The 25,174-nt window shown below is 41.1% G+C and carries 22 protein-coding genes; 9 read left to right on the top strand and 13 right to left on the bottom strand.

The window, feature by feature from the left end:
* Nucleotides 1–26: 26 nt before the first annotated feature.
* Both rpoC and DYH63_RS13205 read left to right on the top strand, forming a co-directional pair.
* Nucleotides 27–4,325 carry a DNA-directed RNA polymerase subunit beta' gene (gene rpoC / locus DYH63_RS13210; protein WP_116789256.1) on the top strand — a complete coding sequence of 1,433 codons (4,299 nt, stop codon included), beginning with the start codon at nucleotides 27–29 and terminating at the stop codon, nucleotides 4,323–4,325.
* Between the two features lie 3 nt (nucleotides 4,326–4,328).
* Nucleotides 4,329–4,643 carry a DUF3467 domain-containing protein gene (locus DYH63_RS13205; RefSeq protein ID WP_116789255.1) on the top strand — a complete coding sequence of 105 codons (315 nt, stop codon included), beginning with the start codon at nucleotides 4,329–4,331 and terminating at the stop codon, nucleotides 4,641–4,643.
* A 47-nt stretch (nucleotides 4,644–4,690) separates the two neighbouring features.
* Here DYH63_RS13205 and DYH63_RS13200 read toward each other — a convergent pair whose 3' ends face one another.
* The 4 genes from DYH63_RS13200 to DYH63_RS21785 all read right to left on the bottom strand — a co-directional run bounded on the left by DYH63_RS13200 (nucleotide 4,691) and on the right by DYH63_RS21785 (nucleotide 6,906).
* A complete protein-coding gene (locus DYH63_RS13200) occupies nucleotides 4,691–5,227 on the bottom strand; it encodes a hypothetical protein (protein WP_116789254.1) in 537 nt (178 codons plus the stop codon).
* Nucleotides 5,228–5,258: 31 nt separating this feature from the next.
* The gene (locus DYH63_RS13195; RefSeq protein WP_116789253.1) at nucleotides 5,259–6,209 is read right to left on the bottom strand and encodes a Fic family protein; all 951 of its coding nucleotides are present in this window, start codon (nucleotides 6,207–6,209) and stop codon (nucleotides 5,259–5,261) included.
* Nucleotides 6,210–6,277: 68 nt separating this feature from the next.
* Nucleotides 6,278–6,790, bottom strand: coding sequence for a hypothetical protein (locus DYH63_RS13190; protein ID WP_116789252.1), 513 nt, complete (start codon nucleotides 6,788–6,790; stop codon nucleotides 6,278–6,280).
* The gene (locus DYH63_RS21785; protein ID WP_116789251.1) at nucleotides 6,769–6,906 is read right to left on the bottom strand and encodes a DUF4339 domain-containing protein; all 138 of its coding nucleotides are present in this window, start codon (nucleotides 6,904–6,906) and stop codon (nucleotides 6,769–6,771) included. The genes DYH63_RS13190 and DYH63_RS21785 overlap by 22 nt, the downstream gene beginning before the upstream one ends.
* Nucleotides 6,907–7,051: 145 nt before the next feature.
* Here DYH63_RS21785 and mutL point away from each other — a divergent pair, with 145 nt between their 5' ends.
* The 4 genes from mutL to DYH63_RS13165 are packed head-to-tail and all read left to right on the top strand — an operon-like array spanning nucleotide 7,052 to nucleotide 11,667.
* Nucleotides 7,052–8,944 carry a DNA mismatch repair endonuclease MutL gene (gene mutL, locus DYH63_RS13180; protein ID WP_116789250.1) on the top strand — a complete coding sequence of 631 codons (1,893 nt, stop codon included), beginning with the start codon at nucleotides 7,052–7,054 and terminating at the stop codon, nucleotides 8,942–8,944.
* Nucleotides 8,941–9,690 (top strand): rhomboid family intramembrane serine protease, encoded by a 750-nt coding sequence (locus DYH63_RS13175; protein ID WP_116789249.1) that lies wholly within the window; start codon nucleotides 8,941–8,943, stop codon nucleotides 9,688–9,690. Before mutL ends, DYH63_RS13175 begins: the two co-directional genes overlap by 4 nt.
* 1 nt (nucleotide 9,691) lies before the next feature.
* A complete protein-coding gene (locus DYH63_RS13170) occupies nucleotides 9,692–10,591 on the top strand; it encodes a rhomboid family intramembrane serine protease (protein ID WP_116789248.1) in 900 nt (299 codons plus the stop codon).
* A 35-nt stretch (nucleotides 10,592–10,626) separates the two neighbouring features.
* Nucleotides 10,627–11,667, top strand: coding sequence for an endonuclease/exonuclease/phosphatase family protein (locus DYH63_RS13165; RefSeq protein ID WP_116789247.1), 1,041 nt, complete (start codon nucleotides 10,627–10,629; stop codon nucleotides 11,665–11,667).
* On the opposite strand, the gene DYH63_RS13160 is transcribed toward DYH63_RS13165, so the two are convergent.
* The 9 genes from DYH63_RS13160 to DYH63_RS13120 all read right to left on the bottom strand — a co-directional run bounded on the left by DYH63_RS13160 (nucleotide 11,668) and on the right by DYH63_RS13120 (nucleotide 20,845).
* Complete coding sequence (locus DYH63_RS13160; RefSeq protein ID WP_116789246.1) at nucleotides 11,668–12,291, bottom strand: WbqC family protein; 624 nt, start codon at nucleotides 12,289–12,291, stop codon at nucleotides 11,668–11,670.
* 84 nt (nucleotides 12,292–12,375) lie between these two features.
* Nucleotides 12,376–14,082 (bottom strand): signal peptidase I, encoded by a 1,707-nt coding sequence (lepB, locus tag DYH63_RS13155; protein WP_116789245.1) that lies wholly within the window; start codon nucleotides 14,080–14,082, stop codon nucleotides 12,376–12,378.
* 45 nt (nucleotides 14,083–14,127) lie between these two features.
* The gene (gene dapB / locus DYH63_RS13150) at nucleotides 14,128–14,826 is read right to left on the bottom strand and encodes a 4-hydroxy-tetrahydrodipicolinate reductase (protein WP_116789244.1); all 699 of its coding nucleotides are present in this window, start codon (nucleotides 14,824–14,826) and stop codon (nucleotides 14,128–14,130) included.
* 1 nt (nucleotide 14,827) lies between these two features.
* A complete protein-coding gene (locus DYH63_RS13145; protein ID WP_116789243.1) occupies nucleotides 14,828–15,391 on the bottom strand; it encodes a DUF5683 domain-containing protein in 564 nt (187 codons plus the stop codon).
* On the bottom strand, nucleotides 15,391–16,293 hold the full coding sequence (locus tag DYH63_RS13140) for a ParB/RepB/Spo0J family partition protein (protein ID WP_116789242.1): 903 nt from the start codon (nucleotides 16,291–16,293) through the stop codon (nucleotides 15,391–15,393). The genes DYH63_RS13145 and DYH63_RS13140 overlap by 1 nt, the downstream gene beginning before the upstream one ends.
* Nucleotides 16,290–17,066, bottom strand: a complete 777-nt coding sequence (locus tag DYH63_RS13135; RefSeq protein ID WP_116789241.1) for a ParA family protein — start codon at nucleotides 17,064–17,066, stop codon at nucleotides 16,290–16,292. Before DYH63_RS13135 ends, DYH63_RS13140 begins: the two co-directional genes overlap by 4 nt.
* A gap of 129 nt (nucleotides 17,067–17,195) precedes the next feature.
* Nucleotides 17,196–18,944 carry a T9SS type A sorting domain-containing protein gene (locus tag DYH63_RS13130; RefSeq protein WP_116789240.1) on the bottom strand — a complete coding sequence of 583 codons (1,749 nt, stop codon included), beginning with the start codon at nucleotides 18,942–18,944 and terminating at the stop codon, nucleotides 17,196–17,198.
* Between the two features lie 335 nt (nucleotides 18,945–19,279).
* Complete coding sequence (locus DYH63_RS13125) at nucleotides 19,280–20,161, bottom strand: SDR family oxidoreductase (RefSeq protein WP_116789239.1); 882 nt, start codon at nucleotides 20,159–20,161, stop codon at nucleotides 19,280–19,282.
* A 114-nt stretch (nucleotides 20,162–20,275) separates the two neighbouring features.
* Complete coding sequence (locus DYH63_RS13120) at nucleotides 20,276–20,845, bottom strand: hypothetical protein (protein WP_116789238.1); 570 nt, start codon at nucleotides 20,843–20,845, stop codon at nucleotides 20,276–20,278.
* 175 nt (nucleotides 20,846–21,020) lie between these two features.
* On the opposite strand from DYH63_RS13120, the gene DYH63_RS13115 reads away from it, so the two are divergent.
* The 3 genes from DYH63_RS13115 (at nucleotide 21,021) to DYH63_RS13105 (ending at nucleotide 25,173) form a co-directional block, all read left to right on the top strand.
* Complete coding sequence (locus DYH63_RS13115; protein ID WP_116789237.1) at nucleotides 21,021–21,740, top strand: NUDIX hydrolase; 720 nt, start codon at nucleotides 21,021–21,023, stop codon at nucleotides 21,738–21,740.
* A 342-nt stretch (nucleotides 21,741–22,082) separates the two neighbouring features.
* Entirely contained in the window at nucleotides 22,083–23,267 is a 1,185-nt protein-coding gene (locus tag DYH63_RS13110) for a glycoside hydrolase family 88 protein (RefSeq protein ID WP_116790833.1), read from the top strand.
* A gap of 40 nt (nucleotides 23,268–23,307) precedes the next feature.
* Nucleotides 23,308–25,173 carry a glycoside hydrolase family 2 protein gene (locus tag DYH63_RS13105; RefSeq protein ID WP_116789236.1) on the top strand — a complete coding sequence of 622 codons (1,866 nt, stop codon included), beginning with the start codon at nucleotides 23,308–23,310 and terminating at the stop codon, nucleotides 25,171–25,173.
* Nucleotide 25,174 lies beyond the last annotated feature (1 nt).

The raw sequence follows: 25,174 nt of genomic DNA, 5'->3' as shown, positions 1-25,174 counted from the left end.
TTAATAAAATTGGTAGATTACATATCATGACAAGATTAAAAGATAAAAATACCGTAAAAAGGTTTAACCAGATATCGATAGGCCTTGCTTCGCCGGAGTCTATCCTGGCTGAATCAAGGGGTGAGGTTTTAAAGCCTGAAACCATTAACTATCGTACCCACAAACCGGAGAGGGACGGCCTTTTCTGCGAGCGTATTTTTGGCCCTGTAAAGGACTTTGAATGTGCTTGTGGCAAGTATAAAAGGATTCGATACAAAGGGATTGTTTGTGACCGATGCGGTGTTGAAGTTACTGAAAAGAAAGTACGTCGCGACAGGGTAGGCCACATTAACCTTGTGGTGCCAATTGCGCACATATGGTATTTCCGTTCGCTGCCAAACAAAATAGGTTATATACTTGGGCTTCCGTCTAAAAAGTTAGACATGATCATATACTATGAAAGGTATGTGGTTATACAGCCGGGTATTGCTAAAGGACCGGAAGGCGATACACTTAATGCTCTTGATTTCCTTACAGAGGAAGAGTTTATAAACATACAGGATAGCCTGCCGTTAGAAAACCAGTACCTTGACGATAATGACCCTAACAAGTTTATCGCTAAAATGGGTGCTGAGTGTATTATGGACCTGCTTGCAAGGATAGACCTTGATGCGCTGTCTTATAAGCTACGTCACAGTGCTAATACTGAAACGTCTAAACAACGTAAAACTGAAGCTTTAAAAAGGTTACAGGTTGTAGAATCTTTCCGTGAGAGTAACTACAATAGGGAGAATCGCCCTGAGTGGATGATACTTAAGGTTATACCTGTTATCCCGCCAGAGCTTCGCCCACTTGTGCCGCTTGATGGTGGACGTTTTGCAACGTCTGACCTTAATGATCTTTACAGGAGGGTTATAATACGTAACAACCGTCTTAAGAGGCTTATGGAGATTAAGGCGCCAGAGGTTATCCTTCGTAATGAAAAGCGTATGCTACAGGAATCTGTAGATTCACTTTTTGATAATACAAGGAAAGCTTCTGCTGTTAAGACAGAATCTAACAGGCCGCTTAAATCACTTTCAGATTCACTTAAAGGTAAGCAAGGACGTTTCCGTCAAAACCTACTTGGTAAGCGTGTTGACTATTCTGCACGTTCGGTAATCGTCGTTGGCCCTGAAATGAAACTGTTTGAGTGTGGTCTTCCTAAAGATATGGCTGCCGAACTTTACAAACCGTTTGTTATCCGTAAGCTTATAGAGCGCGGTATCGTAAAAACGGTTAAGTCAGCTAAAAAAATAATTGACAAAAAAGAACCTGTAGTTTGGGATATCCTTGAAAATGTAATCAAAGGTCACCCGGTACTATTAAACAGGGCTCCAACCCTTCACAGGCTTGGTATACAGGCGTTCCAGCCAAAACTTATCGAAGGTAAGGCTATTCAGCTTCACCCATTGGTATGTACGGCATTTAACGCTGACTTTGATGGTGACCAGATGGCGGTGCATTTACCACTTGGGCCAGAGGCTATACTTGAGGCACAGCTGTTAATGCTGGCTTCTCACAATATCCTTAACCCGGCTAACGGTGCTCCGGTTACTGTACCTTCTCAGGACATGGTACTTGGTCTGTACTACATGACCAAAGAACGCCTTTCTACAGAAGAAAAGAAAATATTAGGCCAGGGCCTTACTTTCTATTCTGCAGAGGAAGTTAACATTGCACTAAACGAAGGCAGGCTTGAACTTAATGCCCGCGTTAAAATACGTGCTAAAGATTTTAATGAAAAAGGTGAAATGGTTTACCAGATCATCCAGACTACTGCAGGACGTGTACTATTTAACGAAGTAGTTCCGGAAGCAGCAGGATATATAAATGAGGTACTTACTAAAAAATCTCTTAGGGATATTATTGGTAAGATCTTAAGTGTTACAGATGTACCTACAACGGCTGCGTTCCTTGATAACATGAAAGATATGGGTTACAAATTTGCCTTCCGTGGTGGTTTGTCATTCAGCTTAGGTGATATCATTATCCCGCCAAGGAAACAGGAACTTATTGCAGATGCTAACAGTAAGGTAGATGAGATCTCTGCTAGTTATAACATGGGTCTTATTACTAATAATGAGCGTTACAACCAGGTTATTGACGTGTGGACTTCTACTAATGCACTGCTTACAGAGCTTGCCATGAAAAACATCCGCGAAGACCAGCAGGGCTTCAACTCGGTGTACATGATGCTTGACTCTGGGGCGAGGGGTTCTAAAGAACAGATTCGTCAGCTTACAGGTATGCGTGGTTTGATGGCTAAGCCTAAAAAATCAACTGCCGGTGGTGGTGAAATTATTGAAAACCCAATTCTTTCTAACTTTAAGGAAGGCCTTTCGATCCTTGAGTACTTTATTTCTACTCACGGTGCACGTAAGGGTCTTGCGGATACCGCTCTTAAAACGGCAGATGCCGGTTATCTTACAAGGAGGCTTGTAGACGTTTCACAAGACGTTATTGTTAACTCTGTAGATTGTGGTACACTACGTGGTATAGAAGTTAGCGCTCTTAAAAATAACGAAGAGATAGTAGAAACTCTTGGCGAAAGAATACTGGGCCGTGTGGCGCTTCAGGATGTTATCAATCCACTTACTAACGAAGTGCTTGTTAAAGCCGGAGACCAGATTACTGAAGCTGAAGTTAAAATTATTAACGCTGCCCCTATTGATTCGGTAGAGGTACGTTCTCCTCTTACATGTGAGGCTACTAAAGGTATCTGTGCTAAGTGTTATGGTCGTAGCCTTGCTACAGGACAAATGACACAAAGGGGTGAGGCTGTAGGTGTAATTGCTGCACAGTCTATTGGTGAGCCGGGTACTCAGCTTACACTACGTACATTCCACGTTGGTGGTGTTGCGGGTGGTATGTCTGAAGAGTCGAGCATCGTTACCCGTTTTGCAGGCCGTTTAGAAATAGAAGACCTTAAAACAGTTAAAGGAGAAAACAGCGAAGGTGAAGAAATGGATATCGTGGTATCTCGTTCTACTGAACTTAAGCTTGTTGATAACAATACTGGTATTGTATTAAATACTCATAACATCCCTTACGGTTCAAGCATCTTTGTTAAAGATGGCGACGTAGTGGAGAAAGGTACTACCATCTGTAAGTGGGACCCTTATAACGGTGTTATTATTTCTGAGTTTACCGGTAAGGTAGCTTATGAAGATATCGAACAGGGCCAGTCATTTATCGTAGAGATTGACGAACAGACAGGTTTCCAGGAAAAAGTAATTTCTGAGGCAAGGAACAAAAAACTGATCCCTACCTTATTGATATATGGTAAAGATGGCGAGCTTATCCGTTCTTATAACCTTCCGGTGGGTGCCCACCTTATGGTAGATAACGGTGAAAAGATTAAAGCCGGTAAAATTCTTGTTAAGATACCTAGGCGTTCGTCTAAAGCGGGCGATATCACGGGAGGTCTTCCACGTATTACAGAACTTCTTGAAGCACGTAACCCATCTAACCCGGCTGTGGTTTCTGAAATCGACGGTGTAGTATCATTTGGTAAGATTAAGAGGGGTAACCGCGAGATTGTGATTGAGTCAAAATTCGGCGAAATCAAGAAATATCTTGTGAAACTTTCTAACCAGATCCTTGTTCAGGAGAATGACTTTATTAAGGCAGGTTTACCACTTTCTGACGGTGCAATTACCCCTGAGGATATCCTTAGGATACAAGGCCCATCGGCAGTACAGCAGTATCTTGTTAATGAGATCCAGGAAGTATACCGTCTTCAGGGTGTAAAAATCAACGATAAGCACTTTGAAGTTGTTGTACGCCAGATGATGCGTAAAGTAAGAATTCAGGATCCGGGTGATACCCTGTTCCTTGAAGACCAAATGGCACACACATCTGACTTTATTGTAGAGAACGACAAGCTATACGGAATGAAAGTGGTTGAAGATGCAGGAGACTCAACAACGCTTAAGGCGGGGCAAATTGTTACGCCGCGTGAGCTAAGGGATGAGAACTCGCTTCTTAAACGTAACGACCAAAACCAGGTATCAGCACGTGATGTAGTTCCGGCAACGGCTACTCCGGTACTACAGGGTATTACAAGGGCGTCACTTCAAACTAAGTCGTTTATCTCGGCTGCATCGTTCCAGGAAACTACAAAAGTACTGAACGAAGCTGCTGTAGCAGGTAAAGTTGACGGACTTGAAGGACTTAAAGAGAATGTAATCGTAGGACACAGAATACCTGCAGGTACAGGTATGAGGGATTATGATAACACTATCGTAGGTTCTAAAGAAGAATATAATGAGCTATTAACTCCTAAAGAGGAATATAACTATTAATCAATGAGCGATCAGAAACCACAACAACAAGGACAGATAAGCATTGAGCTTGATGATAAAACAGCTGAGGGTACTTATAGTAACCTGGCTATCATTAACCACTCTGCGTCTGAGTTTATTGTAGATTTTATTACCATTATGCCGGGCGTGCCCAAGGCTAAAGTAAAATCGCGCATTGTGTTAACGCCCCAGCATGCCAAGCGCCTGCTGAAGGCTTTAGGCGAAAACATCCACCGCTTTGAGAGTGCCCACGGCATCATCAGCGATACGGAACAACCCGCCATTCCACTGAGTTTTGGTCCTGCGGGACAGGCTTAAATAAATACAAAACCCACTCGAAAGAGTGGGTTTTTTTATTTCTTGACTTAATCCTTTGAATATAATATTCCCCATTTTCCACGGTACATCTTTTTAGTAAAGTGTTCTCCTGTTTTATATTCACGCTGCACAGCAAGTGAAATAGTGTCATTAATTTCAGGATCAATGAATTTAATATCATGGGTAACTCTTCCGTTTTTTGTTGTCCCTTTTCTGTATGCAATTACCGGCTGATCTATGTTAAGTTTTATGCCGCCAGGCAAATATATATTAGACATAATTACAAGTGAGAATACTATCTGGCTGAAAAGTATGGTTAGTATAAATATGGCTAATATCATATTTACGATATCCTGCAATAAGCGCTTTATTCTTGATTGCGTAGGCTTGTTATACTTTCGTAACTTTTTGATATAAATAAAAATGTAAACAATTGTTGTCAGTATACAGATAGGAATAAAAAAGTACCTCAATATTATTATATAAATAGGTGTAATTTCAAAATATTTTATGGTGAAAAAAGGAAAGGCTATAATAACTGCGCAAATTAGTAAGCCAATTATAAATTTAAATGATCCGCTCATCTTATGCTTTTTTACTTGTCTAAGTATGTTTTTATATAGTGTATATTGTCTGGTTTCCGATACCGGAAGTTTTAAAGAGTTTCAGTTCAACTCCTTTTTTAAGATCGCGGCTCGCTGTTGCAGACGATATATCTTTAAATACATTCATATAATCTTTACGCGTAAAATCTTTTACACCGCTCTGTATAAAATAGTCCAGGCGTTCTATGTCAGTAAATACTCTATTATTATATTGTAATAATTCAGCAAGAGAATTATTTATTACACTAAGCATATATTCTATAAATACTGTTGACTTGCCTGATTTATCACTTACAGATAGTGCTTCATAGTACTGATCTTGCGTTTTACTGATAAGCGTTTCAAACGGTAGGTAACCAAAAACAGGATACTCATCCATTAAGATAATGGTTTGCCAAAGCCTGCCCATCCGTCCGTTACCATCCATAAAAGGGTGAATAAATTCCATCTCATAATGAAATACACAGCTTTTAATCAGGGTTAATTCCTGTTTATCTTTCAGATACACAAATAAGTTTTTCATCAGATAAATGACATTTTCAGCTGGTGGAGCTAGGTGTGCTATTTGAGAGCCTTTAACAATGCCAACGCCCTGCCTTCGATATTTCCCCGGATTTTCTACCAACCCTTCCATTAGTAATTTATGCGCTTTCAGGAAATCTTTTTCAGACGCTGCTTTCAAAGTGTCAAGTAAATCATATACTTTTATAGCATTCAGTACTTCTTTAATATCTTTTTCAGGCCCCAGCACACGCTTATTCTCTACTAATGCAGTTATCTGTGCTTCAGAAAGTGTATTACCTTCTATCTGTAATGATGAGTGTATGGTTTTGATCTGATTCTGCTTGCGAAGCTGTGGTGATTGCCGGTTTAGGTATGTGGCATTAACTTCTCCAATCTTTTGTGAGACAGTAGTTACAAGGTTTAAAATTGTAGGCGTTATATCATAGGGCGGCTTCATGATAGTATCATTTGATACTATCAAAGGTAGTGTTTTTTGATGCTATTGACAAATAAGATATTTTCAAATTATCTAATATTAAGGCTATTCAACTCACTCTCTAATTCATTTACACTTTTTTGCCATGATGCAAGTATAGCTTCCGCTTCAGAAATCTGTTCATGTCTTTCTGATGATGAGCGTAGTAACTTAAAAGCAGAGACATCATGCAAATTGATTTTTGCATTCTCAAGATTTCTGTAAGAAATCTTCAATTCAGTTTTTATCTCTCTTATCCTTGCTTCACGCACTTGTCGTTCCTGCTCCGCAATTCTTAATTCTAAGTTATGTTTTTCCTGTTGATTATTTTGATAAGCACTAAATGCTGTAATGCCAATAAATAATGCAATTGCTACAGCAACTATAGTTATAATCCGCCTGGTGCCGGAAGAGTTGTTGTGCTCAACAGGAGCTATATAGCTTTGTTTTGTATATGCAGGTTCTGGAGGCAATGGCGGTTTACTGACTGTACTTGCCGGAACAGGTGGTGGCACTAAAATAAATAAAGAATTCAATTCATCTATAGTTCCTGCTTTTGCCATTCCGCTAATCCTTCAAACCATACTAAAGTATCGCGATATAGATTTTTGCTTTTGAGTTGTTCGAAACTAAAAGGGCCGGCTTGTTCGCCGTTTAGGTATGTAAAATATTGTTTCATGGTGTTTTGTTGGTAAGGATAAAAGTACTAAAAAAACGTTAATTTTAACAGTTGACAAAAATATATTTCCATCTTATGTCTCTTCTTCAACCCCGCAAAAAATCCTTATCTTTGGTATCCCATTTATAAAAACGTTACCTATACAATGTCCAGTATCATTCAGCTTCTTCCAGACCACGTTGCCAACCAGATAGCCGCCGGAGAGGTGGTACAACGGCCGGCATCGGTAGTTAAGGAACTGCTTGAAAATGCTGTAGATGCAGGCAGCACAGAGATAAAACTGATTGTAAAAGATGCCGGTAAAACCCTTATCCAGGTTATAGACAACGGTAAGGGCATGAGTGTAACCGACGCACGACTGTGTTTTGAGCGCCATGCCACCAGTAAAATTCGTCATGCGGAGGATTTGTTCTCGCTGCATACAAAAGGCTTTAGGGGCGAGGCACTGGCTTCTATTGCGGCTATTGCCCATGTAGAGCTTAAAACCCGCCAGGATCAGGATGAACTAGGTACGCACTTGGTTATCGAAGGCAGTAAATTTACCAGTCAGGAAGTAGCGGTACTACCAAGGGGAACATCATTTTCGGTCAAAAATTTATTCTTCAATATACCTGCCCGTCGCAACTTTTTAAAGAGCGACACGGTAGAGTTTCGCCACGTTATTGATGAGTTTGAGCGTGTAGCCATGGCACATGCCAATATCAGTTTTATACTGTTCCATAACGGTAGCGAAATGTTTAACCTGCCATCGGGCAACCAGCGCCAGCGCATTGTAGGTATTTTCGGCGGACGTACGAATGAGAAGCTTGTACCTGTAAAGGAAAGCACAGAAATTGTTGAGATTACCGGGTTCGTAAGCAAGCCAGAGTTTGCCAAGAAGAGCAGGGGAGAACAGTTCTTTTTTGTAAACGATCGATTTATAAAAAGTGGCTACCTGCACCACGCAGTTATGGCAGCTTACGAAGGCCTCCTGAAAGACGGATGCCAGCCGGGGTATTACCTGTACCTCGATGTGCCACCGCATACCATAGATATCAACATACACCCAACTAAGACAGAGATAAAATTTGACGATGAGCATGCACTCTATGCCATACTGCGCAGTACCATAAAACACAGCCTGGGGCAATTTAATGTAGCTCCGGTACTGGATTTTGACCGAGATGCAAATCTTGATACCCCATACAGTTATGAGGCTAAGGAGGCGGTAATGCCCAGTGTTCAGGTAGACCGCAATTATAACCCGTTTGCCGAAGAGGCTCCGGTTAAGCATAGCAGTTCGTTTGCATCATCGGCAGGTGGCGGCTCGTTTAGGGGAGATAGCTTTAACCCGACGTTTAAAAAAGAACGCCAGCCTGCATGGGAGAGCCTGTACATTGGCACTAGTCCTGCAAATGAGGAAATTGCCGAAATCAATTTTGAATCAGAAGAGGTTACCGGTTCGTTGTTTAATGATAATGAAGTGGAGCAGGCGGTTTATAAGACCTACCAGATCCATAAAAAATATATTGTAAGCCCTATAAAATCGGGTATGGTAATAATCGACCAGAAAAGGGCACACCAGCGCATACTATATGAGCAATTTTTGCGTAATATAACTGTGCAGCAGGCAGCAAGCCAGCAATTGTTATTTCCGTTAGTGCTGCACTACAATCCGGGTGAACTGGCGCTGATTACTGAGATGAAAGAAGCGCTTGAAAATACCGGTTTTGTTTTTGCCGAGATCAACCGCGACCACCTTGTAGTTAGCGGGCTTCCGGTAAATGTGGCAGAGAGTGAAGTGTCAATATTACTGGAAGAGCTTATAAACGATCTGCAACAGGAAGTGCCCGACAGTAGTTTTAGCCAAAGTGACCGCATTGCTAAATCTATGGCACGAAGTTTGGCGGTAAGAACCGGTACACTGCTTACCGAAAAAGAGCAGGAAAATATGGTAAATGCCCTCTTTGCCTGCAAAGAGCCGGATGTTTCACCTTTTAATAAACCAACCTTTATCACCATGAGGGTAGAGGATATAGATAAACGTTTTGCAATATGATGCGAATAACCGAGACTGTTAAGCAGTTAATTATAATAAACATACTTTTTTTTATTGGGAGCCTTGTTATAGGCGATGCTGCTATTAATCTGTTAGCGCTTCATTACCCTGAGAATCCTGATTTTAAGATCTGGCAGATTTTTACGTATATGTTCATGCACGGAGGTGTATCGCATATACTTTTTAATATGCTTGGTTTATGGATGTTTGGTAGCCTGTTAGAACAAATGTGGGGTGCTAAAAAGTTTATCTTCTTTTATATATCCTGCGGATTGGGTGCAGCAGCCTTACACTTAGGGATTAACTATTTTTCAGTTCACAATGCTATTGATATTCTTGTTGATAATGGTTTTAAAGAATCAGATATATTAGCAACCCTTGCCCAAGGCAAGTACGATACCCGCTGGGCAGAGTTTTTGAGTCAGCTGCAAATGAGCAATTTTATGGGAGCCTATTTATCTCCAATGTTAGGCGCTTCGGGTGCGTTGTATGGCATTCAGGTAGCTTTTGCCTTTATGTTCCCAAATGTAGAGTTGATGATGATATTTCTGCCAATTCCTATTAAAGCTAAATATTTTGTGCCGGGACTATTAGCGCTCGATTTATTCCTTGGGCTTAAGGGTCAGTCTATATTTGGCGGAGGAGATGGAATTGCCCACTTTGCCCACCTGGGCGGGGCACTTATAGGTTTCCTGATGATGTGGTACTGGAAGAAAAACCAATATAATAACAGGCGCTGGAATTAATATGGGATTTATAGACCAACTTAAAACAGAATACAGGGTAGGCGGCATCGTGCAACGCCTTATCTTTTGGAATATAGGGCTGTTCATCATCCCTATGATTTTATTTAGTATCCTGAAATTGGGCAGTGTGGATATTGGCATTTTTGACTGGACAAATCCTTTTTCTGACGATTTTTTTAGCCTTTCTTCTAACCCTGTAGATTTGCTCTGGAAACCCTGGTCTGTTTTGGGTTATGCGTTCCTGCACTCCGGTTTTATGCATGTTTTGTTTAACATGCTAACGCTTTATTTTGCAGGCAGGCTCTTTCTTACATTCTTCACTCAGAAACAGCTTTTCGGGTTATATGTGCTTTCTGCAATATTTGCAGGGCTTGTATATATACTAGGCTACAACTTACTCCCTTTGCTGGTGGGGCAAACTGCTAAAATGACGGGGGCTTCGGCGGCTATTATGGCTATACTGGTAGCCACGGCTGTTTATGCTCCTTATTATGAGGTAAGACTTATGCTTATTGGTACTGTAAAGCTTTGGCATATTGCACTGGTGTTTATTGTACTCGATCTTATTTATGCCCCGCTGGATAATAGTGGCGGGCATATAGCACACCTCGCCGGAGATTTGTTTGGTTTTATTTATATTAAGCTGTTGCAAAGCGGGAGCGACCTTACTAAAGGCGTATCAGGTACTATAGACTTTTTTGCGAATTTATTTAAATCCCGAAAGTCTGCCCCGTTTAAAAAAGTGCATAGAAATACAACGCCGCCTGTGCGTAATAGCGCTGTAAAGCCCAAAGACGTTACCCAAAAACAAATCGACGAAATACTGGATAAAATAAGCCAAAGCGGCTATGACAGCCTTACCAAAGAAGAGAAAGATTTTTTATTTAAAGTAAGTAAATAATAGTAGCTTTGGTTACGCTATAAGCCCACACAGGAATGAAAAAACTTTCATTGTTTAATAAACTGATGTACTTTTCTAACATCGTGTTTACCGTACTTACGGTAATCTCGTATGTGCTTCCGTTTGTGGCGCCTAAGCTTTCGCCGCTGCTTTCGGTATTTACATTGGTCATGCCGCTGATGCTGGTGTTAAATGGCTTTTTCTTTTGTTACTGGCTTATACAGGTTAAAAAACAAATGCTGCTTTCGGGCATAATTTTACTGGTAGGGATAACTTTTATCAGCAAAACATTTAAGTTTAGCCAAAAAGTTCAGCCTGAAGATGCGCAGGATTTTACCATGATGAGCTATAATGTGCGTTTGTTTAATTTATACGAATGGCTGCCGGATCGTGGCGTGCCGTCTAAGATAATTTCTTTTATAAAAGAACAGAAGCCCGATATACTTTGCCTTCAGGAATACAGTAAGCAGGCAGTGGGTGATACGGCTTTTCGCCAATATAAGCACAAGTTTATCTTTTCTGAAAAGGGGCAGACAGAGCAGGCCATTTACTCTAAATTCCCTATTATAAACACGGGTGATATCCAGTTTCCGGGTTCTGCTAACAATGCGGTCTTTGCCGATATAAAGAAAGGGAAAGATACCCTGCGTGTATATACCATGCACTTACAATCTGTTAAGATTAGCCCTGATATACATGAATCTATTGATGAAGAGAAAGGGAAGATGATTCTTAAACGCATTAGTGCAGCTTTTGAAAAACAACAGCTACAGGCCGAAATGGTTGAAAAGCATAAGAGCGAATGTCCTTACCCCATGATTATTTGCGGCGACCTTAACAACAGTGCCTTTAGCTATGTATACCGTAGTGTAAAAGGAAAAATGAAAGACTCGTTTGAAGAGGCCGGTAAAGGCTTTGGCAAGTCGTATAACTTTAAATATTATCCTGCCCGTATTGATTATATTTTTACAGATAAATCAATAGACGTGCGCGAATACAAAACCTTTAGCAGTTTTGTCAACTCAGATCATTTTCCGGTAATGACACGACTGTGTTTTGAAAAAGAGGTAGATTAACTAACGGGTTAATTCCTGTTTTTTTAGATACTCCAGGGCATAACGCCCCTCATTAAACAGCAAATCGAGTATGCTAAGGTTGTTAATGTAGCCGTGTTTGTCGTTGAATACCTGTGTGTATTCTTCAAACTGGTTTAAGTCTTTCTTGCCGTTTGCAAGCGAGCGAAAATCATCATAGCCCGCAGCTTCATGAAAATATTCTTCAGTCTTTTTATATTCTAAAGGCATTCCCAGGCAATTGCATACAATTTCCATAACCTGAAAATTCAGGTCCATCATGTATTTATGCTTTTGCTCAAATACAGGGCGTATATCGTCTTCAAAATACTCAAAGAAGGGCGAAGTACGATAGGCGGCTTCAAGCGACTTAAAATGCTGTTTCTGCCAGTCAAAAGCCGTTTCAAGCTTCGTGTCTTTAAACTTCTGGTTGCCTGCTACAGGGCTATGCTTTACGGGAATGTTTAATAACTGTATTCCGTTAGGGCTGTAAATATACATCCTGTTACGGTTGGTTTGCTTCTGAAAGTTGTCTTCAACTTCAAAGGTTATGCTATCTGCCTTTACCATTGCCACAAAATGACTGATGGACGGGAAGTAAGTAGGGTGGAGTAGGAGGGTATTCATTTAATTTGAAAATTTAATAATTTGAAAATTTGAAGATTAAGGTCATGTGATATTAATCTTCAAATTTCCAAATCTTCAAATTAATTAATTTGCTTTGTTCTGTCTTTTTTTCTTAAGTACAAAGAAATCTAAGGCAAAGTATCCCACAAGTGCAATAAGGAAATATTTAAAGTACGATACCGGTTCGCCATCACCACCTACAGTGGTAAACATACGATCCCATCGGATTTTTTGTTTAATGTTGCCCCAAGGCACATTTTGGTTAAGGCTCATCCAGATAAATACCGGCTTACCTACAATGTGATCTTCGGGTACAAAACCCCAGTAGCGGCTGTCTTCAGAATTATGACGGTTATCACCCATCATAAAATAGTAGTTTTGCTTAAAAGTATATTTTGTAGCAACCTCACCATTTATACGAATTTCATTGCCAGTTACTTTCAGGTCGTTATGTTCGTATTCGCCAATGATCTTTTTATATAGAGGCAGATTTTCTGTAGTAAGTTCTACAGTTTTATCTACCTGAGGTATAGTAAAAGGTCCCATATTGTCCTGAGTCCAGTTATTATTGTCTTTTGGGAAGACTGTTGGTGTTAAAATAGGGCTGAATTTTGCTTGCTTTACAGATATTATTGAAGGGTCTCTTCTCAACTCTTCAGCTCTTTCTAAGGTCATATTAATAGCCAACCTGCTTTCTATTGGAGTCATTTGAAGTTCTTGAGCAAGCTGATCAGGAATAAAACCCCATACTTGTACGGTTGCACTATCTCTTGAAGACTCATTTACAAAAACTCCATATTGTTTGTTAAGGTCAGTAAAGTGTTGCTTGATGACATTATTGTCCCATTTACTGGCTGCAATATTGTAGAAGCGCCATGAACCGCCGTCAAATTTTCGGGTCATCAAAAAGCTTTGTCCTATAGGTTCTTTTGCCTGTACATCATAGTAATTTTGAACCTTGGCTCTATCAGAAAGTTTTAATTCCTTATTATCAATAAATACTAATCCGTCACGAAGTTCAAAAACGTCTCCAGGCGTACCAACACAACGTTTTACGTAGTTCGACTTTTTGTCTACTGGTTTACGGATGCCAAAACTGTTCCTGTCAAAGAATTTGGTAACGGTATCAGCCGGCCAGTTAAATACCACAATGTCATTTTTAGCTACCTTTTCAAAACCAGGGAGCCTCATGTATGGTAATTGTGGCCATTTGCGGTATGATGGCGTGTTAACAACCGGAATGGTATCATGTACCATTGGTGCTGCAATAGTAGTCATGGGTACGCGTGCACCATAGTTCAGTTTGCTCACAAACAGGAAATCCCCTATAAGCAGCGTCTTTTCTAACGAAGCAGATGGTATTGTAAATGGCTGTATAACATAAGTATGTACAATGGTAGCTACCACGATGGCAAAAAGCAATGAACTAAGTGTGCTTTCGGTTATTTCGGTGTTACCATTATAATCTCCTTTATTAGAATAATTAAGAGCGTATATGTATAGCCCTAATGTAAGTATGCCAATGATGTAGTCGCTTGTTTTATTCTTACCAAAGGCTTTTAGCAATTGTACCCATACAACAGGGAACATGATAAGGTTTACAATAGGTATAAAAAGCAAGATCGTCCACCACCAAGGGCGGTTGATGATTTTCATTAGTATTACGGCATTATAAACCGGAACGGCGGCCTGCCACGGTTTAAAGCCTGCTTTTTCATAAAGTTTCCATGTGCCTGCAAAGTGTACAACTTGTACAGCCAGGAAAAATATAAACCATTGTAATAGTGTCATGTTCTTGTAATATTTTTTATATATGTATATTTTTAGCTCATGTTGTTACAGGCCCAGCACATCTTTCATGCTGTATACACCTGTTTTTCCTGCAAGCCACTCGGCAGCAACTACCGCACCCAGGGCAAAACCCTCACGGTTATGGGCAGTATGTGATATCTGGATGGAGTCGATTTCTGAATCGTAATTTATTACATGCGTACCCGGAACACCCTCAATACGCTTAACGTCTATAAAAAGATCGTCTGCTTTTGGGGCGTCTATTGCCCATCCGGCATAATCAGTATGATTAATGATATCTTTAGCAAGAGATATTGCCGTACCGCTTGGAGCATCAAGCTTTTGGGTATGGTGAATTTCTTCCATCGTTACCTTGTACTGCTTCAGGTTGCCCATCATTTTAGCAAGGCAATTATTAAGTTCAAAGAAAATGTTTACGCCAAGGCTAAAGTTAGAGCCGTAAATAAACGCGCCGTTTTTCTCTTCGGTAAGCTGTGCTATGGTATGATACTGCTCCAGCCATCCGGTAGTACCAGATACAACCGGGATGTTGTTATTAAGGCAGGCGCTTATATTTTCTACAGCGGCATCGGGTATACTAAAGTCTATGGCAGCATCAGCATCAGTAAGGCCATCAAAGGTAGAAGTGCGTGTTTTTCGCAACACAATTTCGTGTCCGCGTTCCAGTGCAATGCGCTCTATCACCTTACCCATTTTGCCGTAGCCTAAAAGTGCAATTTTCATATTAAAATTTGTAACTCAGGGTAAGTCCCAGGTTGTATTTGTTGTCTATGGTATTTTGTTGTAGTGCAGGGCGTAGCGTAAGGTTATCGTCTACATTAAACTGCTTAAGGTGTGCGTCTACGTTTGCCTCTACAATATTTAGCAGATAAAGCCCTACGCTAACAAGAGCAGAAAGGTCGCGGTTACGCTGGTGAAATTTCTGCGCACGCCTAAGGCGGTCTTCGTCCAGGCCGGCAAGTTCACCGGTAAGTACTTTTCCGGCAAGCAGGTCTTTGTAGGCATTGCGGTATTCATTGTATTTGCCCTGGTTAAAACTGTAAGAGTAAATACCTATACCTATACCGCCCCATACAATAGGCGCCTTCCAGTAGCTCTTGTTGTATATCTGACCCAGGCCGGGTAATATGGCAGAATAAAATGCGGCCTTACTTGGGGCAAGGGCATTATATTTATAAGCTACTTTAGGTACAGTTACCGCAACTGTGTCTTTTTCTTCTTTTTGCTGCGCAAATGAAGATATAGAGGTAAGCAGTATTGCCGCAAGTATAAATAGTATGTTTTTCACTAACCTTGTATCAGTTTAATGATCCTGTTAAAATCTTCTTCAGAATGAAAAGGTATCGTTATTTTACCTTTTCCTTTAGCATCCACCTTAACATCAACTTTCGCGCCAAAGAAGTTTGTAAACGACTTGCGCTCCTCATCCTGTACCTCAAAAGACGTGTCGTTAGCAGCAGGCTTTCCTGTTGCAGGTTTAAGGCTTTCGTGGTAGCTTTTTACTAAAGCTTCTGTTTCGCGGACAGAAAGGTTACGGCTAACAATTTTTTGATAAATGTCTGCCTGTGCATCAAGGTCTTCAATGTTTATGATGGCGCGGCCATGACCCATACTAATAAAGCCATCGCGAATGCCGGTCTGGATAATAGGATCCAGTTTAAGCAAACGAAGATAGTTAGCAATGGTAGAACGTTTTTTACCCACACGGTCGCTCATTTGCTCTTGTGTAAGCTGTATTTCGTCTATAAGCCTCTGGTAAGAAAGGGCTATCTCTATAGGGTCAAGATCATGGCGCTGAATGTTTTCCACCAGGGCCATAACAAGACTGTCATTATCGTTAGCTATACGAATGTATGCCGGTATGTGTGTAAGCCCCGCAAGTTTGCTGGCACGAAGCCTGCGCTCTCCCGAAATAAGCTGGTACTTGTTGTAGTCCATTTTCCTTACGGTAATGGGTTGTATAACACCAAGTTCGCGTATGCTGGTGCTTAGTTCTTTAAGCGATTCTTCGTTAAAGTTTGTACGTGGCTGAAAAGGGTTTATTTCAATGGAGTCAATTTCAAGCTCTATAATATTACCCACAACCTTATCAGCACCTTTATCCTCAACCGATTTAATATCGTTTTCAGGATCTTTTAATAGTGCCGAAAGTCCTCTGCCCAGGGCTTGCTTTTTTATCGCTTTTGTCATAAACCTACTTTACTGTTTTTCTTTAATATCTCTTCTGCAAGATGCAGGTAGTTGGTAGCGCCTTTGCTGGTAGCATCATAGTTTATAATGCTTTCGCCAAAACTTGGTGCCTCGCTAAGTTTAATGTTTCGCTGTATGATGGTATCAAACACCATGTCGTTAAAATGTTTTTGCACCTCTTCAACCACCTGGTTGCTCAGCCTTAAGCGCGAATCATACATGGTAAGCAGCAGCCCTTCTATATCTAACTCAGCATTGTGTATTTTTTGTACACTTTTTATGGTATTTAACAGTTTACCAAGGCCTTCGAGTGCAAAATATTCGCATTGTATGGGTATTACAACGCTGTCTGCAGCGGTAAGGGCATTTAGTGTAAGCAGGCCAAGAGATGGTGCACAGTCTATCAGGATATAGTCATACTTATCCTTAACGCTTTCCAGCGCCTGTTTTAGCATATACTCGCGGTTCTCTTTGTCTACAAGTTCTATTTCAATAGCCACAAGGTCTATATGCGCCGGTATAACCCATACATTGGGCGCAGTACATTCCATAGTAGCCTCTTCGGGCGTACTGCTGTGTTCCAGTATCTGGTAGGTGCCTATTTCTACAGCCTCTACGTCTATACCTAATCCTGAGCTCGCATTTGCCTGCGGGTCAGCATCTATTAGTAGTACTTTCTTTTCCAGGACCCCCAGTGCGGCGGCAAGGTTTACTGTGGTGGTGGTTTTACCCACACCGCCCTTTTGGTTGGCAATAGCAATGATTTTACCCATTTGTTGTTTGAAATTTTGGAACCGTAAAAATACAATTAATTATGGTTCCTGAAAACGGAAATTGTTAACAACCCAAATAAAAAAGCCGCGCTTAAAAAGCGCGGCTTAAAAACTAAAAACGTATGGAAATTACTGTAGGATCAGTTTTTGAGTAGCAGCGGCGTTACCTGAAGTAAAACGTACTACATACATACCTGCAGAAAGGGCAGAAAGGTTAAGCTGTTGTGCAGCTCCTGATACTTTTGCCTCAAATACTTTAGCACCCGCAAGCGTATAGATGGCTACTGCGCCGTCTTGCTGTGTAGCGTTTGCTATAGTAATATTTTTATCTGATGATGGGTTAGGGTAAACCGCAAAGATAGATTTGTTGTTAGTGTCAACAGATGCTGTAGCCTGCCATTTTATGTTATCTAAGTAAGCAGTTTGGTGAATTCCTTGTGGAAGAAGGAATTTAAATGCAATATAAGCATTGTTAGCCAGGGTTGGAAACGCCCTTGTAAATGATGTTGATGCAGCAGGAATGGTAATTGCATCACCTACTGCTACAAATGTTGTAGCATCTGTAGGGTTTGTAAGGTAGCCTACCTGTATGGTTCCTGTAGATGCTGTTGCAGATCCGGCATCAAAGGTAAGCCTGTGGTTGGCATCAAAGCTGTTAACTTCTGGAGATACAAGGTAACCATATACAGTTGGGTTGACAAAATTGTAAAACTGGGCTACATTATTTCCTTCAACTACGTCAGGATATACAACTACACCTGTAGGTATACCTGCGGCAATAGCTGTCCAGCAAAATTGATTGATAACTGCTGCCTGACCTGTTGTGTAAGCGCTAAAATCTTCGCTAAATTCAGATACCGCTGGGCATGTAGGTGTTTCGTCCCATACAATGTTGTCTACCTGTGCTGTGTTATGCTGTCCTGCTCCAATAAATTTAAAAGCAATATAAGCATTACCGTTAACAGTAGGGAAGTCTACAGTTACCGGTGTTGTTGTAGCGGTAAGTGTTAATACCTGGCCAACAGCAACAAATGTTGTAGCATCTGTAGGGTTTATAAAGTAGCCGGCCTGTACAGTTACTCCTGTAGCCGATGTGGCATCAAAGGTAAGTGTGCGGTTACCATCAAAATTGTTGATTTCAGGAGAAACAAGGTAAGCAGGTACTCCAGGGCTCATAGCGCTGTAAAATTGTGCAAAGTTGTTTCCGGTAGTGGTATTTGTATCTGGGTAAACCATTGGTCCGTTAGCAATTGCTGACCAGCAGAATTGAGGGAAAGTTGCTGTACGTCCTGCTGTAAAATCTGTAAAATCTTCGTTTAGAGCAGATACTGCTACACATGGGGCAGCAGGAGTTTCAGCCCAAACAACGTTGTCTACCTGTGCTGTGCTGTGCTGTGTTGCGCCAATAAATTTAAAGGCAATATTTGCGTTGCCGGTGACTGCCGGGAAGTCTACGGTTAACGGCGTTGTTGTGGCTGTAAGTGCTAACACTTCGCTAACAGCAACAAATGTTGTACCATCTGTAGGGTTAGTAAGGTAACCTACCTGTACTGTAACTCCTGTTGCAGATGTAGCATCAAAAGTAAGTGTATGGTTGCCGTCAAAGTTGCTGATTATTGGAGATACAAGGTATCCTGCAACTCCAGGGCTCATAGCTGTATAGAACTGGGCAAAGTTGTTTCCGGTGGCTGCGGCTGTATCTGGGTAAACCATTGGTCCGTTAGCAATAGCTGTCCAGCAAAACTGAGGGAAAGTTGCTGTACGGCCTGCTGTAAAATCTGTAAAATCTTCATTTAATTCAGTTAAAGCCGGACAGTCTTGCGCCTGGGCTGCAAGCCCCGCCCACACAAGTGCTGCTGAAAGTAAAAATTTCTTCATGCTGTGTTTTATTTGGATTTATTAAAAATAGTTTTGAGCTGCAAATATAATTCTATTTGTAATAAGTCTAAATAAAAAACTTTAAATTTTTGTAAAGATTTTGAGTTTGCTCTTATCGGGTAATGTTCAGAAGTAGTAAGCAGAAGGCTCAATCAAAACATATTATGTGTTATTAACAGTAGTTAGTTTTAATTTGAAGCATTGATTGCCAGTCGTTAGTAATGGCTTGTTAAAAGAAAAAACCTCAATAGTATTTCTATCAAGGCTTTATGTTTAATAGTATGGCTTAGGTTATGTTAATAGCTGATGCCATAGCGGAGTACTGGTAACTGAAACTATTTGTTCTTTTTCGCCTTTATCATTGCTTCCAGCTGATCCCATAATTCTTCAGGTATGGCTTCGAGCAGGTTAAATTGTCCTGCACCTTTAAGCCATTCGCCGCCATCTATGGTTATAACTTCGCCGTTTACATAAGCAGAAAAGTCTGATACAAGGTAAGCTGCAAGATTTGCCAGTTCCTGGTGGTCGCCCACACGCTTTAGCGGTACTTTTTTGGCCAGGTCAAACTGGTCTTTCAAATCGCCGGGCAGCAGCCTGTCCCACGCACCCTTGGTAGGAAAGGGGCCGGGAGCAATGGCATTACTGCGTATGCCGTATTTTGCCCATTCTACCGCAAGGCTTCGGGTCATGGCCAGCACGCCCGCCTTTGCTGTAGCGCTTGGCACTACGTAAGCAGAACCTGTCCAGGCATAGGTTGTTACAATGTTTAATATAACAGAATTTTGTTGCTTACTGTCTATCCAGTGTTTACCAAAGGCAAGCGTACAGTTTTTGCTGCCTTTAAGCACAATATCTATAATGGTATCAAAAGCATGTGCAGATAAGCGCTCTGTGGGCGATATAAAGTTGCCGGCTGCATTATTTAGTAATACATCAGCTTTGCCATATACTTCTAAGACTTTGTTAAGCATGGCTTCAACCTCTTCATAATTACGCACGTCACACTGTACAGCAAGGCAATTGCCGCCGGTTTGTTCCTCAAGCTCTTTGGCTGTAGCCTCCAGTTTTTCGAGGTCGCGGCTGGTAATGGCTACTTTTGCACCAAGCTCTAAAAAGTATTTGGTCATGGCTTTGCCCAGGCCGCTGCCGCCACCTGTTACTACTATAACTTTGCCTGTAAGGGCATCATCGCGAAGCATTTTATCGGTATAATTCATTTTTTTATGAGGTTTGTCCTGTAAAGATAATAATATTATGCGTGCCTAATGTTTTGATTTTGATAAATCAATATTTTAAGAATCAATAAAAGCTGTGGTAATCAAGGAGAGGTATTATGTTTTCGGAATTACCTGCTTTGGGTCCTGGGTAACGGTAGTATCATTAAGAATGCTGTACAAAAGGTCTTTGGTTTTATCTGCATCCATTCCTGATGCTGAATTGTCTATTGTAAGCGTAAGTATTGAATTGCCCGATACCCTCGCAGCTTTAAATTTAGTTGGTTTGTCGTCATATACAAAAGTATCGTGCCAAAATACCATAGTATGACCCTTTTCAGATTTTTTGTATTCCATCTGTCGTGTATTTTGTTCTTCGTAGGTAACAGGCTGCTTTATATTTTTGGTAGTGTAGTTTATTAATATTTTAATGTCATCGGGCAGGTCAGGATAACCATCCATATTAATAAATTCTTTGATGTCATTTAGCTCAATGTTTACAGGCATTCCCTCAATAACCAGCTTTTCGCTACCATTTAAAAAGGTTCCCGGCGGAAAATTCATATTAATGGTTTCACCATCCCTTTTTATATTCCAGTGTACAGGTTGTTCGGCTTTTGGCGGTGCAGTTTGCGAAAATGCCGGAAGCGAGAGGCTAACGGCTATTGCCAGTATAATATGTTTCATTTCAGATTGGTTTAGTAACCCAAAGATAAGCAATCGGTTTAATGAAAAATGAATGTTTGCATGTTCATAATTGTGATTTACCATATTACGATGAAGAATTTTTGATTTGTTAGCGAATTATATTAATAAACAACCCGATTTTACTATATTCGTTGTCTTCTTACTAAGGAAAAGCATGCTTAAAAAATTTATCGACAAAGAGTCAGGAAAAGTTGTAGAACGCACGGTAATGAATGCCATTACTATAGACTGCGTTGTGTTTGGTTTTGATAACGGTAGCCTGGAAGTACTGCTTATACAGCACGGCGAGGGTATTCGTAAAGGCGAGTGGGGCTTACCCGGTGGCTGGATAAAAGAAAGCGAAAGCATTGATGCCGCGGCACAGCGCCTGCTGGCAGAGCTTACCGGCATGGAAAATATTTACCTGGAGCAGCTTAAGGCATTTGGCGATACAGAGCGTTTTCCGTTGGGCAGGGTTATAACCATTGGCTATTATGCGCTTGTAAAGCGCGAAGACTATAATGTAAAAGCAGGTTTTACGGCAGCTGATGCACAATGGTATAAAATTTCAGACATTCCTAAACTTATTTACGACCATAACGAGATATTAAATTACAGCCTGTCTAACCTGCGCAACCGTGTAAAGCAGGCTCCACTTGGTTTTAACCTGCTCCCGGAGAAGTTTACACTTTTTGAACTCATGCAGTTGTATGAAGAGATACTGGGTGTAACTATGGATAAATCAAACTTTAGGAGGAAATTTTTAAGGATGGGGCTCTTAGTGCCATTAGATGAAAAACAGAAAGATGTGGCACACCGTGCGGCGCAACTGTACCAGTTTGATCCGGCTATTTATGAGAAGCTTACCAAAAAAGGCTTCAACTTTGAATTTTAATTACACGCTCCGTTAATTAGTCAAGACATTTTTTTTAGAAATTCTAAGCTACACTATTCAATAATATTTGTGCGGCTCAATAGCTCGTGCTTATAATTTAACACCTGCCGTTATTGCTATAACGATTGATGCCATGGGAAATCCGTATATTGCAACTTGTTAGCCAAACCTTTTATGTTGTAGTGCAAGCTTGTTTTTTAGCAGGTGAATGGATGGTAAGTAATGTAAAAACAGTTTTTTGTGTTTTTGCATTGCCCTGAGGGTATATATTTAAAAGGATAGTTTTACTATTCGCTCATGCAGTATCCGGGCATGTTATGTTTAAAAATACAAATACCAAAAATGATAAAACATCTATCCACAATTACTTTAAGTGCGCTGGTGCTTACTGGCTGCGCAACAAAATCAACGCTAAACCTAAAAGCCGATGAAGCCTTAAAAGCTTCGGTAAAACAGTACGAATACCTTGCCACGCAGGTGTCGCCGGGGCAGTATCCTAAAACATTTGAGAATAACAAAATTGAAACCAGCAATTCGGGCTGGTGGTGCAGTGGCTTTTATCCCGGTACATTGCTCTATCTTGATGAAGCCCAAAATGCGCCCGAACTGAAAAATGAAGCACTGGCTTTCCTTGCTGACCTTAAAAGGGAACAATATAACAAATCTACCCACGACCTTGGTTTTATGATGTATTGCAGCTTTGGCAATGCTGAGCGGCTTTCACCTTCCAAAGAGTATGAAGATATACTGATGAACAGTGCCAAATCCCTGGCTACACGATATAATCCTATAGCAAAATGTATTAAATCCTGGAATCCTGCCCCGTGGAACCATGCTGCTGCAGATGAGATGCCTGTAATCATTGATAATATGATGAACCTGGAGTTGCTGTTTTGGGCAAGTAAATTCAGCGGAGATATTACGTACAGGGAAATTGCTATAAATCACGCCAATACTACCTTGAAAAATCATTTCAGGACAGATTACAGTTCGTTTCATGAGGTGGTATATAACATAAACACAGGCGCAGTAGTACGGCAGATAACCAACCAGGGCGCGGCAGATAGTTCATCGTGGGCGCGTGGACAGGCATGGGGCTTGTATGGTTATACCGTGATGTACCGCGAAACTAAGGACAAAAAATACCTGGAACATGCTAAGAAGATTGCAGGTTATATACTCAGTTATCCGGGCATGCCAAAAGATTTAATTCCATACTGGGATTATCAGGCGCCGGGCATTCCAGATGCGTTGCGCGATTCTTCGGCGGCAGCCATAACAGCATCTGCACTTATTGAGCTGGGCGGTTATGTAGATAAACCGTTAGCTAAAAAATATATCGCCGATGCTAAAACCATGCTTACCGCGCTAATGAGTCCTGAGTATTTTGCCGCGCCTCAAACTAATGGCGGATTTTTGCTAAAGCACGGTGTAGGTAATATGCCTAATAAGACTGAAGTAGACACGCCGCTGAGTTATGGCGACTATTACTTTGTCGAAGCCCTGATGCGTCTTAAAAAGCTATAATACTTATACATTCCATAAACATCTATACATTACTAAATCTATGAAGAATTTAATTTTATCTGCTATTGCAGTTTTAGGTAGCCTGTTTGGTGCAAACGCCCAGGATGACCTCATTGTAAATACTGACGCAAGAAAAACAGTATCCTTAAACGGAACCTGGCACTATATTGTAGACCCTTATGATACGGGTTTTTATGACTACCGATTTAAAGAACGCCCTGAAAAAGATGCCGGCGCATACTGGAATGACAGTACCCCAAAAGACCCAACGCAATGGACGGAGCACGGGTATAAAGACCCGTACAATATACAGGTGCCGGGCGACTGGAACAGCCAGGACAGGCAGTTTTTGTATTATGAGGGTACGGTATGGTACCAACGCGATTTTGACAAACCGGCTCTTACGTCGGGCGAAGATGTATACCTGTATTTTGGTGCGGTAAATTATGAAGCCCATATATACCTTAACGGTAAAAAGCTGGGGATGCACAAAGGTGGTTTTACGCCGTTTAATTTTAAGATACCTGCCGGATTACTAAAAGATAAAGGCAACTTTTTGGTAGTGCGGGTAGACAACCGCCGTCATGCCGATGAGGTGCCTACCGTAAATACCGACTGGTGGAACTATGGCGGTATTACCCGCGATATAAAACTGGTGGTTGTACCACAGGCTTTTATATCGCAATATAATTTGCAGTTAGATGCTAAACAGGACATTGCAGCTGCTAAAAAGAAAGGAACCTACAAATTTATAGGCTGGGCAAAAGTAAGCGGAAACCCAACCGGAAATGTGACTTTAGAAATTCCGGAACTTAAAGTTAAGCAGCAGTTTGCCGTAACGGGAGATAGCATTGCTTTTTCTTTAGATGCAAAGAAAGTGAGCCTTTGGTCTCCTGAAAACCCTAAGCTTTATACTGTGAAGTTTAGTATTGGAAAGGATGTGGTTTCTGAGAAAATTGGTTTCAGGAAAATAGAAGTTTCCGGTAAAAAGATTATACTGAATGGCAACCAGGTTTTTCTGCGGGGCATAAGCATACACGAAGAAATTCCGCAGCAGATAAGGCGTGCGCATAGTAATAAAGATGCCCTGCAATTACTGGGCTGGGCAAAAGAACTTAACTGCAATATGGTGCGCCTGGCGCATTACCCGCATAATGAGCACATGACAAAAGTTGCCGACTCGCTTGGGCTTATGGTATGGAGCGAAATACCCGTATACTGGACGATAGATTTTGGCAACAAGGAGGTTTTGGCGAAAGCCAAAAAACAGCTTACCGAAATGATAGCACGCGATCGTAACCGTACCAGCATTATCATTTGGTCGGTAGGGAATGAAACCCCGATTAGCCCTGTGCGCACAGAGTTTATGAGCACACTGGCTAAAATGGCGAAGAAGCTTGATGGCTCAAGGCTTATTTCTGCTGCGCTTGAGGTGGGCTATAACGAGGGTGTAAACCATGTAGATGATCCGTTAGGTCAGTTTACAGATATTGTAGCGTTGAATGAATACCTGGGCTGGTATCGTGGCACACCCGATGCCTGTCGTGAGGCCAAGTGGACAGTAGGCTATGATAAGCCTTTCTTTATAAGCGAAACAGGTGCAGAGGGTAACTTTGGCTTTCATGCAGATAAAACCGCGCGCTTTAGCGAAGAGTACCAGGCGTGGTATTATGAGGAGCAGATAAAAATGTTTAAAGAACGTTTCCCGGATAGCTTTAGCGGGTTGTCTCCCTGGATACTGGCGGATTTCCGTTCGCCTAAGCGAAACAATCCCAATTACCAGAATGGCTGGAATACAAAAGGGCTTATAAGCATGAATGGCGAAAAGAAAAAAGCGTTCTATGTATTGCAGGCCTATTATAATGAAATAGCTGCTAAAGAAAAGGCAGCAAATACTAAAAAGTAAA

The organism is Flavobacterium psychrotrophum, assembly GCF_003403075.1.
GTDB lineage: Bacteria > Bacteroidota > Bacteroidia > Flavobacteriales > Flavobacteriaceae > Flavobacterium > Flavobacterium psychrotrophum.
The sequence above is the reverse complement of the archived record's forward strand: the minus strand, read 5'-3'. Positions and strand labels throughout refer to the sequence as shown.

Excerpts from the sequence above, each read along its gene's own strand:
- DYH63_RS13190 (WP_116789252.1), bottom strand. The coding sequence starts at position 6,790 with ATGGCAAAAGCAGGAACTATAGATGAATTGAATTCTTTATTTATTTTA.
- DYH63_RS13120 (WP_116789238.1), bottom strand. The coding sequence starts at position 20,845 with ATGAAACATATTATACTGGCAATAGCCGTTAGCCTCTCGCTTCCGGCA.
- DYH63_RS13200 (WP_116789254.1), bottom strand. The coding sequence starts at position 5,227 with ATGAGCGGATCATTTAAATTTATAATTGGCTTACTAATTTGCGCAGTT.
- DYH63_RS13140 (WP_116789242.1), bottom strand. The coding sequence starts at position 16,293 with ATGACAAAAGCGATAAAAAAGCAAGCCCTGGGCAGAGGACTTTCGGCA.
- DYH63_RS13160 (WP_116789246.1), bottom strand. The coding sequence starts at position 12,291 with ATGAATACCCTCCTACTCCACCCTACTTACTTCCCGTCCATCAGTCAT.
- DYH63_RS13130 (WP_116789240.1), bottom strand. The coding sequence starts at position 18,944 with ATGAAGAAATTTTTACTTTCAGCAGCACTTGTGTGGGCGGGGCTTGCA.
- DYH63_RS13105 (WP_116789236.1), top strand. The coding sequence starts at position 23,308 with ATGAAGAATTTAATTTTATCTGCTATTGCAGTTTTAGGTAGCCTGTTT.
- DYH63_RS13115 (WP_116789237.1), top strand. The coding sequence starts at position 21,021 with ATGCTTAAAAAATTTATCGACAAAGAGTCAGGAAAAGTTGTAGAACGC.
- mutL (WP_116789250.1), top strand. The coding sequence starts at position 7,052 with ATGTCCAGTATCATTCAGCTTCTTCCAGACCACGTTGCCAACCAGATA.
- rpoC (WP_116789256.1), top strand. The coding sequence starts at position 27 with ATGACAAGATTAAAAGATAAAAATACCGTAAAAAGGTTTAACCAGATA.
- DYH63_RS13135 (WP_116789241.1), bottom strand. The coding sequence starts at position 17,066 with ATGGGTAAAATCATTGCTATTGCCAACCAAAAGGGCGGTGTGGGTAAA.
- DYH63_RS13165 (WP_116789247.1), top strand. The coding sequence starts at position 10,627 with ATGAAAAAACTTTCATTGTTTAATAAACTGATGTACTTTTCTAACATC.
- DYH63_RS13125 (WP_116789239.1), bottom strand. The coding sequence starts at position 20,161 with ATGAATTATACCGATAAAATGCTTCGCGATGATGCCCTTACAGGCAAA.
- DYH63_RS13195 (WP_116789253.1), bottom strand. The coding sequence starts at position 6,209 with ATGAAGCCGCCCTATGATATAACGCCTACAATTTTAAACCTTGTAACT.
- DYH63_RS21785 (WP_116789251.1), bottom strand. The coding sequence starts at position 6,906 with ATGAAACAATATTTTACATACCTAAACGGCGAACAAGCCGGCCCTTTT.
- DYH63_RS13205 (WP_116789255.1), top strand. The coding sequence starts at position 4,329 with ATGAGCGATCAGAAACCACAACAACAAGGACAGATAAGCATTGAGCTT.
- DYH63_RS13170 (WP_116789248.1), top strand. The coding sequence starts at position 9,692 with ATGGGATTTATAGACCAACTTAAAACAGAATACAGGGTAGGCGGCATC.
- dapB (WP_116789244.1), bottom strand. The coding sequence starts at position 14,826 with ATGAAAATTGCACTTTTAGGCTACGGCAAAATGGGTAAGGTGATAGAG.
- DYH63_RS13110 (WP_116790833.1), top strand. The coding sequence starts at position 22,083 with ATGATAAAACATCTATCCACAATTACTTTAAGTGCGCTGGTGCTTACT.
- DYH63_RS13175 (WP_116789249.1), top strand. The coding sequence starts at position 8,941 with ATGATGCGAATAACCGAGACTGTTAAGCAGTTAATTATAATAAACATA.
- lepB (WP_116789245.1), bottom strand. The coding sequence starts at position 14,082 with ATGACACTATTACAATGGTTTATATTTTTCCTGGCTGTACAAGTTGTA.